Origin of the sequence: Oryzomicrobium sp. (assembly GCF_036820405.1) — a bacterium.
Lineage (GTDB): Bacteria > Pseudomonadota > Gammaproteobacteria > Burkholderiales > Rhodocyclaceae > Oryzomicrobium.
The window spans coordinates 97884-113342 of the sequence record NZ_DAISLS010000003.1; the positions used below are offsets into that span (position 1 = coordinate 97884).

Annotated in this window: 12 protein-coding genes; 5 read left to right on the top strand and 7 right to left on the bottom strand. The window is 69.1% G+C overall.

The window, feature by feature from the left end; translation table 11 throughout:
- Position 1: 1 nt before the first annotated feature.
- Complete coding sequence (locus tag V7Z98_RS03520) at positions 2–1876, bottom strand: 7TM diverse intracellular signaling domain-containing protein (protein WP_334157010.1); 1875 nt, start codon at positions 1874–1876, stop codon at positions 2–4.
- A 161-nt stretch (positions 1877–2037) separates the two neighbouring features.
- On the opposite strand from V7Z98_RS03520, the gene V7Z98_RS03525 reads away from it, so the two are divergent.
- Positions 2038–3219 (top strand): hypothetical protein, encoded by a 1182-nt coding sequence (locus tag V7Z98_RS03525; RefSeq protein WP_334157011.1) that lies wholly within the window; start codon positions 2038–2040, stop codon positions 3217–3219.
- A gap of 123 nt (positions 3220–3342) precedes the next feature.
- Here the strand turns inward: V7Z98_RS03525 and accC are convergent, their stop codons facing one another.
- The 4 genes from accC to scpA form a co-directional block, all read right to left on the bottom strand.
- A complete protein-coding gene (gene accC, locus V7Z98_RS03530; RefSeq protein ID WP_293263168.1) occupies positions 3343–5334 on the bottom strand; it encodes an acetyl-CoA carboxylase biotin carboxylase subunit in 1992 nt (663 codons plus the stop codon).
- Positions 5335–5403: 69 nt separating this feature from the next.
- Positions 5404–6936, bottom strand: coding sequence for an acyl-CoA carboxylase subunit beta (locus V7Z98_RS03535; protein ID WP_293263170.1), 1533 nt, complete (start codon positions 6934–6936; stop codon positions 5404–5406).
- 61 nt (positions 6937–6997) lie between these two features.
- Positions 6998–8071 (bottom strand): methylmalonyl Co-A mutase-associated GTPase MeaB, encoded by a 1074-nt coding sequence (gene meaB, locus V7Z98_RS03540; protein WP_334157012.1) that lies wholly within the window; start codon positions 8069–8071, stop codon positions 6998–7000.
- Positions 8072–8104: 33 nt separating this feature from the next.
- A complete protein-coding gene (gene scpA / locus V7Z98_RS03545; protein ID WP_293263174.1) occupies positions 8105–10258 on the bottom strand; it encodes a methylmalonyl-CoA mutase in 2154 nt (717 codons plus the stop codon).
- 274 nt (positions 10259–10532) lie between these two features.
- Between scpA and V7Z98_RS03550 the strand changes: the two genes are divergently transcribed.
- The 4 genes from V7Z98_RS03550 to V7Z98_RS03565 all read left to right on the top strand — a co-directional run bounded on the left by V7Z98_RS03550 (position 10533) and on the right by V7Z98_RS03565 (position 13280).
- A complete protein-coding gene (locus V7Z98_RS03550; protein WP_334157013.1) occupies positions 10533–11261 on the top strand; it encodes a GntR family transcriptional regulator in 729 nt (242 codons plus the stop codon).
- A gap of 2 nt (positions 11262–11263) precedes the next feature.
- The gene (locus tag V7Z98_RS03555) at positions 11264–12070 is read left to right on the top strand and encodes an enoyl-CoA hydratase/isomerase family protein (protein WP_442951807.1); all 807 of its coding nucleotides are present in this window, start codon (positions 11264–11266) and stop codon (positions 12068–12070) included.
- A 148-nt stretch (positions 12071–12218) separates the two neighbouring features.
- Complete coding sequence (locus V7Z98_RS03560) at positions 12219–12506, top strand: DUF1330 domain-containing protein (protein WP_334157015.1); 288 nt, start codon at positions 12219–12221, stop codon at positions 12504–12506.
- A 156-nt stretch (positions 12507–12662) separates the two neighbouring features.
- Complete coding sequence (locus V7Z98_RS03565) at positions 12663–13280, top strand: hypothetical protein (protein WP_334157016.1); 618 nt, start codon at positions 12663–12665, stop codon at positions 13278–13280.
- 17 nt (positions 13281–13297) lie between these two features.
- Here V7Z98_RS03565 and alkB read toward each other — a convergent pair whose 3' ends face one another.
- Both alkB and ada read right to left on the bottom strand, forming a co-directional pair.
- Complete coding sequence (gene alkB / locus V7Z98_RS03570) at positions 13298–13963, bottom strand: DNA oxidative demethylase AlkB (protein WP_334157017.1); 666 nt, start codon at positions 13961–13963, stop codon at positions 13298–13300.
- Between the two features lie 219 nt (positions 13964–14182).
- On the bottom strand, positions 14183–15322 hold the full coding sequence (ada, locus tag V7Z98_RS03575; RefSeq protein WP_334157018.1) for a bifunctional DNA-binding transcriptional regulator/O6-methylguanine-DNA methyltransferase Ada: 1140 nt from the start codon (positions 15320–15322) through the stop codon (positions 14183–14185).
- Positions 15323–15459 lie beyond the last annotated feature (137 nt).

The following is a 15459-nucleotide window of genomic DNA, read 5'->3' on the forward strand; positions in this document are numbered from 1 at the left end:
CTTACTCCGGCGCGGTGGAATAGGCGTTGCGGCCGGCGTTCTTGGCCGCGTACATGGCCCTGTCGGCCTGTTGCAGCAGCGTCTGGGCGTCCGTGCCGTGGTCCGGGTAGATGGCCACGCCGACGCTGGCACCGATCTGGAGTTTGATCCCCTGGATCTCGAAGGGCGCCGACAGGCTGGAAACCACGCCCCGGGCGATGCTCTCCACGTCTTCCCGGTAGCGCACGTCGTCGAGCAGCAGGACGAACTCGTCGCCCCCCAGGCGCGCCACCGTATCGCTGTTGCGCACCAGGGACACCAGGCGCCGGGCCACCGCCGACAGCAGCTCGTCGCCGACCCCGTGGCCGAACTGGTCGTTGATCGGCTTGAAGCGGTCCAGGTCGATCAGCAGCACGGCGAAGCGCTTGCCGTTGCGCCGCGCCAGGCTCACCGCCTGGCCCAGGCGGGCGTCGAGCAGCAGCCGATTGGCCACCCCGGTGAGGGGGTCCTGGTGGGCCATCTGCTGCAACAACCGCTCGCTTTCCTGGAGGCGCGTGTTGGCATCGGCCAGATCCCGGGTCCGTTCCGCCACCCGATTCTCCAGTTCCCGTTCCGAACGCAGCAGCGCCTCCACCATGTCGTGCTTGGTCTGGAGGGCTTCGGCCTGGGCCGCTGCCCGTTCCTGGCGGGCGACGTGGATGCGGTCGGCCAGGGCGAAGGAAAACAGCAGCATCTCCAGGGCCGAGCCGATCTGCATGGCGTTGGAGGTGAACACGTTGGTCGGCAGCCAGCCCAGGTTGCGCAACCCCAGGGCACCCACCCCCACCAGCAGCAAGGACCAGGCGAGCAGGAACCAGCGGGCCCCCTGATCGCCCCGGCGCAGGCAGTAGATGGCCACCGCCACCGCCACGGCGGAGAAGGCCACCCCCACCAGGGAGGTGAACACCGCCGCCGGCCGGTAGGCAAGGTACAGGGGCGCCAAGGCCGCCGCGGCAAACCCCAGGGTGAGGGCCAGCAGCAGCCGGTCGATGCGTGGGTAGCGCCCCCGGGTCATCAGGAACTGGCGGGTGAACAGGGCGCCGAAGAAGCCGGTGGCAGCGAAGCCGCTCGGCAGGGCCACGTTGCCCCAGGCCGGCAGGCCGGGCCAGAGGAACTGGTTGCCCAGGCCGTTGAGGGAAAGCTGGCCCACCGCCATGGCGGCGACGAAGGCCACGTAGACCAGGTAGATGCGCTCGCGCAGGGAAAAGTAGAGCAGCAGGTTGTACAGCCCCAGGGCCAGCAACATGCCGTAGTAGAGGGCCAGGGCGGCGTAGATTTCCTGGTTGTGCACCTGGAAGGCCCGGGGTGCCCACAGGGTCACCGGAGCGGTCAAGGAACCTTCGGACTGGATGCGCACGTACAGGGTACGGCTCTCCCCCGGCGGCAGGATCAGGGGAAAGACGAAATGGCGATGGGGAAAGGCTCGGGCGGAAAAGGGCTGGCGGTCGCCGGCGCTCTGCTCGGTCGCGCCGTCGGGGCCATCCACGTAGAGGGTGACCCGGTCCAGGGAGGCGTAGCCCACCTCCACCAGCCACTCGTTCCCCGGCACCGTTCCGGTCCCGGCCTGCACCGTGGCGCGCAGCCAGTAGGCGCTGGCCGAATAACCAAAATTGACGTCCGACCCCTGGCCGCTTAAAGGGCTGAAACGCCCGGATTCGGCCTTCACCCCGGCCAGGGACAGGGTGGCGGACGGATCTTCGAGCACTTCGAGGAAGGGCGTCAGGGACTGGCCCTGGGCCAGGGGCGCCAGGGTCAGGGCCGGAGCGGCAGCCCACGCACCCTTCGCCGCCGAGCCGACCGCAAGGACGAACCAGAGCAGGCACAACCAGTAACGAAGGAGGGGCGAAGGCGGGGGCAAGGGCGGAACCACGGAGAGCAATGCAAATATTGTATCAATACTGCATGCCAGCTTTTGTCAGCCAGCCGGAATAAATCGCGGCGAATTGCGAGCAATGGCGGCCCCCACCATGGATTATCATCCTCGGGCTTGCCCACCCCGCCTTCCTCGCCCGTTTCGCCGTGACCCTGCCTTCCCCCCTCCACGCCTTCCAGTCCGCCCTGCTCGGTTTCCTGCGCCGGGGCAACGGGAGCGACGCCGCCGCCATGGCCGAGGCCCTGCGCCGCTTCGCCCGGGAACGGCCCCGGAACGAAGCCGAACTGTGGGATGGTGGCACCGCCTTCTATGACGCTCTGGCTGCGGCTGGAGAGCCCCCCGGCGATGCCCAGCGGTTGTGGAGCACCCGGCTGGAGCGGCAGATGCGGCGCAGCCAGCGCGGCGGCGATCTGGACCCGACCTTGGCCCGCGAACTGGCCGCCCTGCGCGCCGCCCTGCCGGCGCCGGAATCCGCCGGCACGCCACCGCCCCTCCCTCCTCAACTGGCCGCCCTGGCGGGCCTGCTCGGCCGCAGCCTGGACCCGGCCCTGCTGGCCGCCTGGAACGCCGCCGGCCGGCAGTTGGCCCAGGCCTGGAACGGCGCCGTGCGGCCCGAGTGGGAGGGACTGCGCCGCAGCTCCGCCGCCCTGTGCGCCGCCGCCACCGCCCTGGCCCCGGAGCAACCCGATGCCCTGGCCCTGGCCGTGGCCCTGGCCGACGCCCTGGAGCGGCTGGAAGGCATGGATGGCCGGGACGATCCGCCGGCCGACGTCCGGGCCGCCCTGGCCGCCACCCTGGAAGCCTTCGCCGAGGAGGACGCCCCCGCCCGCCCCGGCTTCGCCGACCGGGTGGCCCACCTGGCCCGGCGCCTCGACGCCATCGCCAAGGCACCGGCCCGTGCCGGACAAGGCGAACAGGGTACGTTCGCTGCGGCGGCGCCGGCCGAACGCCCCTTCGGCTCCCTGTCCGTCGCCGCCGAGTTCGCCGCCGAGGCGGCGGAGCGCCTGGCCGAACTGCGCGAGGCCCTGCACCGCTATCCGCCGGACCGCCACGCCCTGGCCCTGGGCGCCGCCGAACTGGCCGACGAGGCCGCCGGCCACGGGCTCGCGCCCCTGGCCGAAGTGGCCCAGTTGCTGTCCCGGGCGGTGGATTTCGGCGCCCCCGACCTGGAGTCGGCCACGGTGCGCGCGCGCCTGGAGTCGGCCCTGGAAGGCATGTCGGGCCAGATCGACGCGGTGGCCGAAGACCGCTGGCCCGCCCCTCTGCCCCGCCTGGCGGCGGCCCTGGCCGCCTTCGTCGGCGAGCGGGAACCGGGCGCGCCCTGCTGAAACTTTCGGGCGCCAGCTCCCCGGGCGGCATGTTCCGCGCACCATGAAAAAAGGGACCCGCAGGTCCCTTTTTTCATCGGCGGCCCGCCGCGTTGCGGCGGCGGACGCGGACGGATCAGGCGATCACTCGAACTCGATGATGATCTGATCCACCGACAGGGATTCCCCGGCAGCGGCGGAGATCTTCTTCACCTTGCAGTCCTGTTCGGCCTTGAGGATGTTTTCCATCTTCATGGCTTCGATCACCGCCAGCTTCTCGCCGGCCTTGACCTCCTGGCCCACGCTCACCGCCACTTCGCGCAGCAGGCCGGGCATGGGGGAGAGCAGGAACTTGGAGAGGTCGGGGGCGGCCTTTTCCGGCATGAGAGCCAGCAGTTCGGCGGCGCGGGCGGACATCACCATCATGTCGGCGCGGGTGCCCCAGTGGAACAGCTGGTAGGTCATGCGGTGACGTTCCACCTGCAGGGTGAATTCCTCGCCGTTGCAGGTGCCGTTGAACAGGGATTGGCCCTGGCGCCAGTCGGACAGGATCTCGTACTGCTCGCCGTTGTAGTCGACCAGATAGCCGCCGGCGACGGGCTTGGCCACCACCGGGTAGCGCTCGCCGCTACGGATCACCACCCACTCGTCGCCCACCTTGCGCTCGTGGCCGGGCAGCTGGCCGGAGACCTGGGCGGCCCGGTCCAGGTAACGGCGATGCACGAAGGCGGCCACCGAGATCAGCAGGGCCGGATCGTCGTGGGGAACCATCGAGGCGTCGAAGCCCTTCGGGTATTCCTTGGCGATGAAGCCGGTGTCGAAGATGCCGGACTGGAAGCGCGGGTGCTGCATCAGCGCCGCCTGGAACGGGATGTTCGAGGAGATGCCGCGGATGACGAAGCCGTTCAGGGCGTCGCGCATGCGGCCGATGGCCTCGGCCCGGTCCTTGCCGTGCACGATCAGCTTGGCGATCATCGAGTCGTAGTACATCGAAATCTCGCCGCCGTCGTAGACGCCGGTATCGACGCGCACCTCGCCGGCCACTTCGGCCGGCGGCTGGAACTTCACCAGGCGGCCGGTGGAGGGCAGGAAGCCGCGGAACGGGTCTTCGGCGTTGATCCGGCATTCCATGGACCAGCCGTTGATCTTCACGTCGGCCTGAGTCAGGGGCAGCTTTTCGCCGTAGGCGACGCGGATCATCTGTTCCACCAGGTCGAGGCCGGTGATCAGTTCGGTGACCGGGTGTTCCACCTGGAGGCGGGTGTTCATCTCCAGGAAGTAGAACTCCTTGGTGGCGCCGGAGACCACGAATTCCACCGTGCCGGCGGATTCGTAATTCACGGCCCGGGCCAGGGCCACAGCCTGCTCGCCCATGGCCTTGCGCATCTCGGGATCGACGAAGGGACTCGGCGCCTCCTCGATGACCTTCTGGTGACGGCGCTGGATGGAGCAGTCGCGCTCGTTCAGGTACACGTAGTTGCCGTGGGAGTCGCCCAGCACCTGGATTTCGATGTGGCGCGGTTCCAGCACGTACTTTTCGATGAAGACCCGGTCATCGCCAAAGGAGTTACGGGCTTCGTTGACGCAGGAGGAGAAGCCTTCATGGGCTTCGGCGTCGTTGTAGGCCACACGCAGACCCTTGCCGCCGCCGCCGGCGGAGGCCTTGATCATCACCGGATAGCCGATCTTCTTGGCGATCTCGACAGCCTCGTCAGGACCGGAGATGGCCTCGTTGTAGCCGGGGATGGTGTTGACCTTGGCTTCGATGGCGAGCTTCTTGGACTCGATCTTGTCGCCCATCTTGGCGATGGAGTAGTGCTTCGGGCCGATGAACTTGACGCCCTCTTCCTCCAGGCGGCGGGAGAACTCGGCGTTCTCGGAGAGGAAGCCGTAACCGGGGTGCACCGCTTCGGCACCGGTCGCTTTGCAGGCGGCGATGATCTTGTCGGCGACCAGGTAGGATTCCTTGGAAGCGGCCGGGCCGATGCAGACGGCTTCGTCGGCCATCTCCACGAACAGGGCGTCCTTGTCGGCCTCGGAGTAGACGGCGACGGTCTTGATGCCCATCTTGCGGGCGGTCTTGATGACGCGGCAGGCAATTTCGCCGCGGTTGGCAATCAGGATTTTCTTGAACATTTATGCAACCTCTCTCAACACAGAGAACACAGAGGAGCGGCCTCCGTGTCGAATGCGGTTAATCGTTGATCAGAGCGGGATGTTGCCGTGCTTGCGCCACGGATTCTCGACCTTCTTGTCGCGCAGCATGGCCAGGGAGCGGCAGATGCGCTTGCGGGTCTCGTGGGGCATGATCACGTCGTCGATGAAGCCGCGGGCGCCGGCCACGAAGGGGTTGGCGAACTTGGCCTTGTACTCGGCTTCGCGCTCGGCCAGCTTGGCGGGGTCGTTCTTCTCTTCGCGGAAGATGATCTCCACGGCGCCCTTGGGGCCCATCACGGCGATCTCGGCGGAGGGCCAGGCGAAGTTCACGTCGCCACGCAGGTGCTTGGACGACATCACGTCGTAGGCGCCGCCGTAGGCCTTGCGGGTGATCAGGGTGACCTTGGGCACGGTGCATTCGGCGTAGGCGTAGAGCAGCTTGGCGCCGTGCTTGATGATGCCGCCGTATTCCTGGGAGGTGCCGGGCATGAAGCCCGGGACGTCCACCAGGGTCACCACCGGGATGTTGAAGGCGTCGCAGAAGCGCACGAAGCGGGCGGCCTTGATCGAGGACTTGATGTCCAGGCAGCCGGCCAGCACCAGGGGCTGGTTGGCGACGATGCCCACCGGGTGGCCGTCGAAGCGGGCGAAGCCGGTGATGATGTTCTTGGCGTAGTCGGGCTGGATCTCGAAGAAGTCACAGTCATCAACCATCTTGATGATCAGTTCCTTCATGTCGTAGGGCTTGTTCGCGTTGTCCGGCACCAGGGTGTCCAGCGAGTAATCCAGGCGGTCGGCCGGGTCGCTGGTGGGCTGCACCGGGGGCTTTTCCCGGTTGTTGGCGGGCAGGAAGTTCACCAGGCGGCGCAGGTAGTTGAGCGCCTCCACGTCGTTCTCGAAGGCCAGGTCGGCCACGCCGGACTTGCTGGTGTGGGTCACGGCGCCGCCCAGTTCCTCGGCGGTCACTTCCTCGTGGGTCACGGTCTTCACCACTTCAGGGCCGGTGACGAACATGTAGGAGGAATCCTTCACCATGAAGATGAAGTCGGTCATGGCCGGGGAATACACAGCGCCGCCGGCGCAGGGGCCCATGATCATGGAGATCTGCGGGATCACGCCGGAGGCCATGACGTTGCGCTGGAACACGTCGGCGTAGCCGCCCAGGGAGGCCACGCCTTCCTGGATGCGGGCGCCGCCCGAGTCGTTGAGGCCGATCACCGGGGCGCCGACCTTCATGGCGTGGTCCATGACCTTGCAGATCTTCTCGGCGTGGGTTTCGGACAGGGAGCCGCCGAACACGGTGAAGTCCTGGGAGAACACGAACACCACGCGGCCGTTGATGGTGCCGTAGCCGGTCACCACGCCGTCGCCCGGGTTCTTGGTCTCGGCCATGCCGAAGTCGGTGCAGCGGTGCTCCTTGAACATGTCCCACTCTTCGAAGGAGCCCGGGTCGAGCAGCAGCTCGATGCGTTCGCGGGCGGTCAGCTTGCCCTTGGCGTGCTGGCTGTCGATGCGCTTCTGGCCACCGCCGAGGCGGGCGGCTTCGCGCTTTTTCTCCAGCAGATGAATGATGTCGTGCATAAAAATCTCCCTCGGAAGAGTTCGCGTTCTACTGTCTAACGGAGCGCCATGAAATCATGGCTCACAGCGGGCTGGCGTCGGCCGACGCCGAACCCGCCGCAATGTTGGGGGCAGGCGGAGCCTGCAAGTGGCCGAGCAGGCGGTAGGCCGCCGCCGTCGGCGTGGTGCGTCCGGCATCCACCTGGTCGAGCAGGCCGGGCAGATCGGCCTGCACCGCCGGATGATGGCGGAAGAACTGGCGCAGGCCGGAATCGATCAGGTTCCACATCCAGGCCCGGGCCTGGTGGCGGCGCTTGGCCTCGAACTCGCCGCTGGGGGTGAGGGCGTCCCGGTAGGCCAGGACCTGTTCCCAGAACTCGACGATGCCTTCCTTGTGCAGGGCCGACAGGGTCAGCACCGGCGGCGCCCAGTGCGGGCTGGCGTGGCGCAGGAAGTGCAGGGCGTTCTTCCACTGGGCGCGCACCACCTGGGCGGCGCGGGGGTCGATGTCGGCCTTGTTGATGACCACCATGTCGGCGATCTCGACGATGCCCTTCTTGATCGCCTGCAAGTCGTCGCCGGCGTTGGGCAGCTGCAGCAGGCAGAACATGTCCACCATGCCGGCCACGGCGGTTTCCGACTGGCCGACGCCGACGGTCTCGACGATGATCACGTCGAAGCCGGCGGCCTCGCACAGCAGCATGGCCTCCCGGGTCTTCTCGGCGACGCCGCCCAGGCTGCCAGCGGACGGGCTCGGGCGGATGAAGGCCTCCTCGCGCTGGCACAGGGTCTCCATGCGCGTCTTGTCGCCCAGGATGGAACCGCCCGTCACCGAGGACGAGGGGTCCACCGCCAGCACCGCCAGGCGGTGCCCCCGGTCGATGAGGTAGGTGCCCAGGGCCTCGATGAAGGTGGACTTGCCGGCGCCGGGCACGCCGGAGATGCCGATGCGGATGGCCCGGCCGGTATGCGGCATGAGGGCGCCCAGCACCTGCTGGGCCCGCTCCTGGTGGTCGCGCCGGGTCGATTCGATCAGGGTGATGGACTTGGCCAGGGCGCGCCGCTGCCGCGCCAGCACCCCGTCCACCAGGGATTGGTCGGCAGGGGGCAACGGCGCGCCGCCGGCGGCCGTGGCGGCGCCGGCGGATGCGGCCATTCCGGAAGTCCCGGTAATCCCGGTCATCGGAACTTAGCCGCGGGCCTTGCGGATTTCTTCCAGGACCCGCTTGGCGGAATCCTCGATGCGGGTGCCCGGGCCGAAGATGGCCTTGGCGCCGGCCTGGTACAGGAAGTCGTAGTCCTGGGCCGGAATCACGCCGCCGGCGAAGACGATGATGTCGTCGGCGCCCTGTTCCTTGAGGGAATTCACCAGGGCCGGCAGCAGAGTCTTGTGCCCGGCGGCCAGGGACGACACGCCGATGGCGTGCACGTCGTTTTCCACGGCCTGGCGGGCGGCCTCTTCCGGGGTCTGGAAGAGGGGGCCCATGTCGATGTCGAAGCCCAGGTCGGCGAAGGCGGTGGCCACCACCTTGGCGCCCCGGTCGTGGCCGTCCTGGCCCAGCTTGGCGATCATGATGCGGGGGCGGCGCCCCTCTTCCTCGGCGAACTTGGCCACCTCGGCCTTGAGGGATTCCCAGCTGTTCTCGCCTTCCACGACGCCTCCATAGACACCGGAAATGGTCTGGTTGTTGGCACGGAAACGGCCGAACACCTTTTCCAGGGCGTCGGACACTTCGCCCACCGTGGCGCGCAGGCGGATGGCCTTGACCGCCAGGTCGAGCAGGTTGCCCTCGCCGCTCTCGGCGGACTGGGTCAGGGCGGCCAGGGCGGCCTGGACGGCGGCGCCGTCGCGGGTCTCGCGAATCTTCTTGAGGCGGGCGATCTGGGCTTCGCGCACGGCGTGGTTGTCGATGTCCAGAATGTCGATCTGGTCTTCCTTGGCCAGCTTGTACTTGTTGACGCCGACGATTACGTCCTTGCCCGAGTCGATGCGGGCCTGCTTGTCGGCGGCGCAGGTTTCCACCTGCATCTTGGCCCAGCCGGATTCCACGGCCTTGGTCATGCCGCCCATGGCCTCGATCTCCTGGATGATGCTCCAGGCCTTGTCGGCCATGTCCTGGGTCAGCTTTTCCATCATGTAGGAGCCGGCCCACGGGTCCACCACGTTACAGATGTGGGTCTCTTCCTGGATGATCAGCTGGGTGTTGCGGGCAATGCGCGCCGAGAACTCGGTGGGCAGGGCGATGGCTTCGTCCAGAGCGTTGGTGTGCAGGGACTGGGTGCCGCCGAACACGGCCGCCATGGCCTCGATGGTGGTGCGCACCACGTTGTTGTAGGGGTCCTGCTCGGTCAGGGACCAGCCGGAGGTCTGGCTGTGGGTGCGCAGCATCAGCGACTTGGGGTTCTTCGGCTCGAACTGGCTCATGATGCGGTGCCACAGCAGGCGGCCGGCGCGCATCTTGGCGATTTCCAGGTAGAAGTTCATGCCCACCGCCCAGAAGAACGACAGGCGCCCGGCGAAGGCGTCCACGTCGAGGCCCGAGGCAATGCCGGTGCGCACGTATTCCATGCCGTCGGCCAGGGTGAACGCCAGCTCGATGGCCTGGTTCGCGCCCGCCTCCTGGATGTGGTAGCCCGAGATCGAGATCGAGTTGAACTTGGGCATGTGCTGGGCGGTGTAGCCGAAGATGTCGGAGATGATCTTCATCGACGGCTTGGGCGGATAGATGTAGGTGTTCCGCACCATGAATTCTTTGAGAATGTCGTTCTGGATGGTGCCCGACAGCTTCTCTTGCGGCACGCCCTGCTCTTCCGCGGCCACGATGTAGCCGGCCAAGATCGGCAGCACGGCGCCGTTCATGGTCATGGACACGGAAATCTTGTCGAGGGGGATGCCATCGAAGAGGATCTTCATGTCCTCGACCGAATCGATCGCCACGCCGGCCTTGCCCACGTCGCCCAGCACCCGGGGATTGTCCGAGTCGTAGCCCCGGTGGGTGGCCAGGTCGAAGGCCACGGAAACGCCCTGGCCGCCGGCGGCGAGGGCCTTGCGGTAGAAGGCGTTGGATTCCTCGGCGGTGGAGAAACCGGCATACTGGCGGATGGTCCACGGCTTGACCGCGTACATGGTCGGCTGGGGGCCGCGCACGAAGGGGGCGAAGCCCGGCAGGGTATCGGTATACTCCAGCCCGGCCACGTCCTTGGCCGTATACAACGGCTTGACCGTAAGCCCTTCCGGAGTCACCCAGTTCAGGTTGGCGACATCGCCGCCGGGAGCCTGCTTGGCGGCAGCCTTCTCCCACTGATCCAGGTGGTCGGAGTTGCGTTGGGTCGGTTCGGTCATGGCATCACCTCGTGTTCGGCCCCGGCGCCGGGGCACTTTTCGTTCTGGTCCGCGTTCTGTTCCGTCCAGCCATACCCGCCGGCACGGCGCCGGCAGACCGGGCACCGCATCCTGAGCGGGCGCGCCAACAAGGGTGGAGAGAGATTATGCCCCTTGCAATTCACGGCGCAGCTTGACAGCGGAAACCTTCGATAATACGTTATCCATAATTATGAATGCAACCACCGGCGGCAGTGAGCGCCACCCGCCCACGCCCAGGGAGAGAAAACGGAACATGACCGGCCATCGCATCGCCCAGCCAGCCCTCTATGAAGAGGTGGCGGAGCGGCTTCGCCAGCGTATTTTCGCCCACGAGCTGAAACCCGGCGCGTGGATCGACGAACAGGCCATCGCCGAACAATACGGCATCTCCCGCACCCCCTTGCGCGAGGCCCTCAAGGTGCTCGCCGCCGAGGGGCTGGTGATCCTCAAGCCCCGTCGCGGCTGCTACGTCACCGAGCTGTCGCCCAAGGACATCAGCGACATCTTCCCGCTGATGGCCCTGCTCGAAGGCCGCTGCGCCTTCGAAGCCACCGAGCGCGCCAGCGCCGCCGACCGGGAACGCCTCCAGTCCCTCCACGACGACCTGGAACAGGCCGCCCGGGACGGCGACATCCCGCGCTTCTTCGAGGCCAACCAGGAATTCCACCGCACCCTCCAGGCCATCACCGGCAACCGCTGGCTGCTCCAGGTGATCCAGGACCTGCGCAAGGTGCTCAAGCTCACCCGGCTCCACTCCCTGTCCGCCGAAGGCCGGCTGCAACAGTCCCTGGAAGAGCACCGGACCATCCTCGCCGCCGTGCTCAAGGGCGACCCGGCCCTGGCCGAGAGCCTGATGCGCGACCACCTGATGGCCGGCCGCGAGGCGGTCACCAAGAACCTGGCCGGCGAATCCGGCACCGCCCAAGCCGCCCAAGCCACCCAGTCCTCGCCGGCCCGCGGCGACGCCGTCCGCTCCTCCTGACCGTGGGCGGCGCGATCCACACCCGCCGGCAAGGGCCGGTGGCCACCGTCGCCCTGGCCAACCCGGGCAAGCTCAACGCCGTCGACTACGCCATGTGGGGCGAGCTGAAGGCCGCCCTGGACGACCTGCGCCGCGAGGCCGACGCTCCGGGCAGCGAACTGCGGGTGGTGGTCATCACCGGCGAGCCGGACGGGGCCACCCCGGCCTTCGCCGCCGGCGGCGACCTGGAAGAATTCCTCACCCTGCGCACCACCCTGGACCAGGCCCTGCACTACCACGACGAGCGGGTGGCCCCGGCCCTCGACGCCATCGCCGACTGCCCCCTGCCCACGGTGGCCGCCATCGACGGCCCGTGCATCGGCGGCGGGCTGGAGATCGCCGCCGCCTGCGACCTGCGCATCGCCACCGCCTCGTCCCGCTTCGGCGCACCGATCAACCGCCTGGGCTTTTCCATGTACCCCGGCGAAATGGCCGGCCTGGTCCGCCTCGCCGGCCCCGCCGTGGTGCTGGAAATTCTCCTCGAAGGCCGGGTCTTCGCCGCTGCGGAAGCCTACGCCAAGGGCCTGCTTACCCGGGTGGTGGACGACGGCACCCTGGCCGCCGAAGTGGACGCCACCGCCCGCCGCATCGCCGCCGGCGCCCCTCTGGTGGCGCGCTGGCACAAGCAGTGGGTGCGCCGCCTGCTCCACGACGCCCCGCTGACGGCCGGGGAAAAGGCCGAATCCTTCGCCTTCCTCGCCACCGACGACTACAAGGAAGGCCTGCGCGCCTTCTTCGCCAAGGAAAAGCCGCGCTTTTCCGGCCGCTGAACCCGGCAACGGCCGGCCGGCTCCGGGCCGGGCAACGCCTGGCAGGGCTGCCGGCCGGCGCGGCGAACCGATCCTTGCACCGCCCGACCGTGGCCGCTGCCATGCCCGCCGCCCGTGCCGGCAACCGCCCCCCCCGGAGGAGATTCCCATGAGTCACGCCTACGTCATCGGCCACATCACCGTCAAAGACCCGCAGCGCTGGGCCGACTACCGTAGCCAGGTGCCGACCACCCTGGCCCCCTGGGGCGGCGAACTGGTGTTCCGCGGCGCCCGCCTGGGCGACCTGGCCGGCCGCCAGCCCCACGCCCACGTGGTGGTGATCCGCTTTCCCGACCAGGCCGCCCTCGACGCCTGGCACGCCTCCCCCGCCTACCAAGCCCTGATCCCCCTGCGCACGGCCGCCGCCGACATCGTGCTGACCGCCTACGGCACCTGAGCCGAACCGGGCCGAAACACCGGCCCCGTGGGCGGCGGCAGGCCGGCAGTCAGGACATCGGCAACTGCAATGCCGCAAATCAATATACATTTGGGATAATAGCGACTACCCGGGCAATCGCCGGGCAACCTTTTCAACGCCCTCGCCCGTCCCGCCATGACCGTCCGCCTCGATGCCATCGCCGCGCTCATCAACCAGTTGAGCCGCTCCTTTGCCGACCCCGCCGTGCCGGCGCCGGGCAACGCCGAAATCCGCGAGGCCCTCGACACCCTGGCCCGGATCACCAACAAGCGCTGGCTGTACGCCCAGTTCCTGCTCGACCAGGCCCGGCCGCCCCTGCTGCTCAAACCCAAGCTGGCCGACGACATGGCCGCCCTGCTGGCCGAGGCCCGGGCCGTCCTGGCGGCGGACACGGCCCGGCGTGCGGATTTTGCGTCCGCCCAGGCCCCCCTGGGCATCCGCTGGGGCAGCTTCCTCGCCGGCGCGGCCCTGGTGGGCTACGGCCTGCTCGGCATCCATTACGACGACCTGTACATCCCGGGCAAGCGCAGCGGCGGCCTCCACCTGCACGGCCTACCGATCTGGCTGATGTTCGCCACCATCCTGTGCGCGGCGCTGCTGCTCGGCAGCGCCGTCGCGGACCGCTACGACCGGCGCGGCAACGGGCGCCACAACCGCGCCCTGGCCCGCTGCTGCAAGGTGGCCGCCTGGTCCCTGCTCGCCGCCGCCCTGGCGCTGGACGTGGCCATCAAGCTGCAACTGGTCGCCCTGTAGGCGGCGGCCGGCCCCCCCTAGCCCGCCTTACGGAAGGTCAGGCTGACGCGCCGGGGGCCGAGCACGGGGTGATCCCCCTCCCGCACCGGCAGCACGCCGTGGAAATGCAGCCGCGCCGGGCCGCCCCACACCGCCACGTCCCCGTGGGTGAGCAGATGGCGAGTGGTCCGGTCCTCCCGGCGCGGCCCGCCGAAGAGGAAGGTGGCCGGCAGCCCCAGGGACACGGTGACGATGGGCTGGCGCAAGTCCCGCTCGTTCTTGTCCTGGTGCAGGGAGAGGCGGGTGCCCGGGGCGTAGCTGTTGATCAGGCAGGCGTCGGCGGCAAAGCCGGCGAACCCGGCGGCAGCGGCCGCCTCCGCCGCCAGGCGGGCAAAGGCGGGCGGCATGGCCGGCCAGGGCCGGCCGCTGTCCGGATCGCACGGCGCATAGCGGTAGCCGTGGCAGTCGCTCACCCAGCCCAGGGCACCGCAGTTGGTCATGCCCACCGACATGGCCAGGCCACCGGGGGTGACCATGCAGCGGAAGGGCGCCGCGGCCGCCACCGCCGCCAGGGCGGCGAGCAGTTCATCCATGCCGGCCAGGGCATGGCGGCGCAGCAGGACGGCCCCCGGGGCGATGTCCTCGCGCCAGGGCGGCGTCGGGTCGATGCCCGCCTCGGGCGGGCCGAACAGGTCCAGGGTCATGACGGATCGCGGGATTCAATGGCGATAAAAACTGGCGGATGCACAGCCCGCCGGAGCGCGCATCCTCGCATAGCCTTGTGCAAACCCCACGCCCCTATTGGTTTTCCGAAAGGCACCGGCGCCGATCAAGGCAGGGCGCCACTCTCCGGACCACTCCATCGGAGATGCCCGTCCCTATTGGCTTTCCGGGCAGGGGCATGAACCGCCCGACGGGAACGCTCATTCCTCCGACTCCCGGTCGAGCAGGCTGCGCTTACGCTCCACGCCCCAGCGGTAGCCGGCCAGGCCGCCGTCGCTGCGCACCACCCGGTGACAGGGAATGGCCACCGCCAGGGGGTTGGCGGCGCAGGCCTGGGCCACGGCGCGCACCGCTCGGGGGGCGCCGATGCGTTCGGCGATCTCGGTGTAAGTGGCGGTCTGCCCCGGCGGAATGGCGCGCAGGGTCTGCCAGACCCGTTGCTGGAAGGCGGTGCCGCGCAGGTCCAAGGGAAGGTCCAGGCCCAGCCGGGGCGCATCCACGAAGCCCACCACCCGGGCCACCCAGTCCTCGAACCCGGCGTCGCCGCCCACCAGCTCGGCCCGGGGGAAGCGGTCCTGGAGATCCCGCGCCAGAGCCTGGGGGTCGTCGCCGAGCAGGATGGCGCACACCCCGCGCCCGCTGCGCGCCACCAGGATCGCCCCCAGGGAGCACTGGCCGATGGCGAAACGGATCGTCTCGCCGGCGCCCCCGTCCCGGTAGCGGCCCGGCGCCATGCCCAGCAGCGCCGCCGGATTCTCGTAGACCCGGCTGCTGGCGTTGAAGCCGGCGGCGTAGATCGCCTCGGTGACGCCGCCCCCTTCGGCCAGGGCCTGGCGCAACCGCGCCGCCCGGTCCGCCGCGGCGTACTGGTGCGGGGTCAGGCCGGTGACGGCCTTGAAGATGCGGTGGAAGTGGTAGGGGCTCATCCCCGCTCCGGCCGCCAGGTCCGCCAGCCGGGGCACCCCGTCGGCGGCGGCGATGCGGCGGCAGGCGTCGGCCACCGTGGCGGCGTGGCGCTCGGCGGGGGGCGGCAGGTCCGGCCGGCAGCGCTTGCAGGGGCGGAACCCTGCCGCCTCGGCGCCAGCCCGGTCGGCGAAAAAGCGCACGTGCGCCGGCAAGGGCGTCCGGGCGCCGCAAGACGGGCGGCAATACACCCCGGTGGTGGTCACCCCGTAGTAGAAGCTGCCATCGGCCCGAGCGTCCCGGGCGGCGAGGGCGGCCCAGCGGGGATCGTCGGTCCGTTCCTGGGCTGTTTCCCGGGCCGGAGCCTTGGCGTCAGCCTGGTCCGCCCGGTCGGCGGAAGGAGGAATAGAGGGAGGGGTGGAGACAGCGGTTTTCACGATGGCACCTGGTTTTCTGGCAGGGGATGAGCGCACTGTAGCCGGCCCGGCCCGATGCCGCACTCCGCTGCTTGCTTTCGAATTTTCCCACGCCGCCCCGCCGGAATCGCACTGGCGCACCCCTGCGTCCGGCACGG

What these genes read in the sequence shown, in the direction of transcription:
- accC (WP_293263168.1), bottom strand. Translation starts at nt 5,334, where the DNA reads ATGTTCAAGAAAATCCTGATTGCCAACCGCGGCGAAATTGCCTGCCGC.
- V7Z98_RS03535 (WP_293263170.1), bottom strand. Translation starts at nt 6,936, where the DNA reads ATGCACGACATCATTCATCTGCTGGAGAAAAAGCGCGAAGCCGCCCGC.
- meaB (WP_334157012.1), bottom strand. Translation starts at nt 8,071, where the DNA reads ATGGCCGCATCCGCCGGCGCCGCCACGGCCGCCGGCGGCGCGCCGTTG.
- scpA (WP_293263174.1), bottom strand. Translation starts at nt 10,258, where the DNA reads ATGACCGAACCGACCCAACGCAACTCCGACCACCTGGATCAGTGGGAG.
- V7Z98_RS03550 (WP_334157013.1), top strand. Translation starts at nt 10,533, where the DNA reads ATGACCGGCCATCGCATCGCCCAGCCAGCCCTCTATGAAGAGGTGGCG.
- V7Z98_RS03560 (WP_334157015.1), top strand. Translation starts at nt 12,219, where the DNA reads ATGAGTCACGCCTACGTCATCGGCCACATCACCGTCAAAGACCCGCAG.
- V7Z98_RS03565 (WP_334157016.1), top strand. Translation starts at nt 12,663, where the DNA reads ATGACCGTCCGCCTCGATGCCATCGCCGCGCTCATCAACCAGTTGAGC.
- alkB (WP_334157017.1), bottom strand. Translation starts at nt 13,963, where the DNA reads ATGACCCTGGACCTGTTCGGCCCGCCCGAGGCGGGCATCGACCCGACG.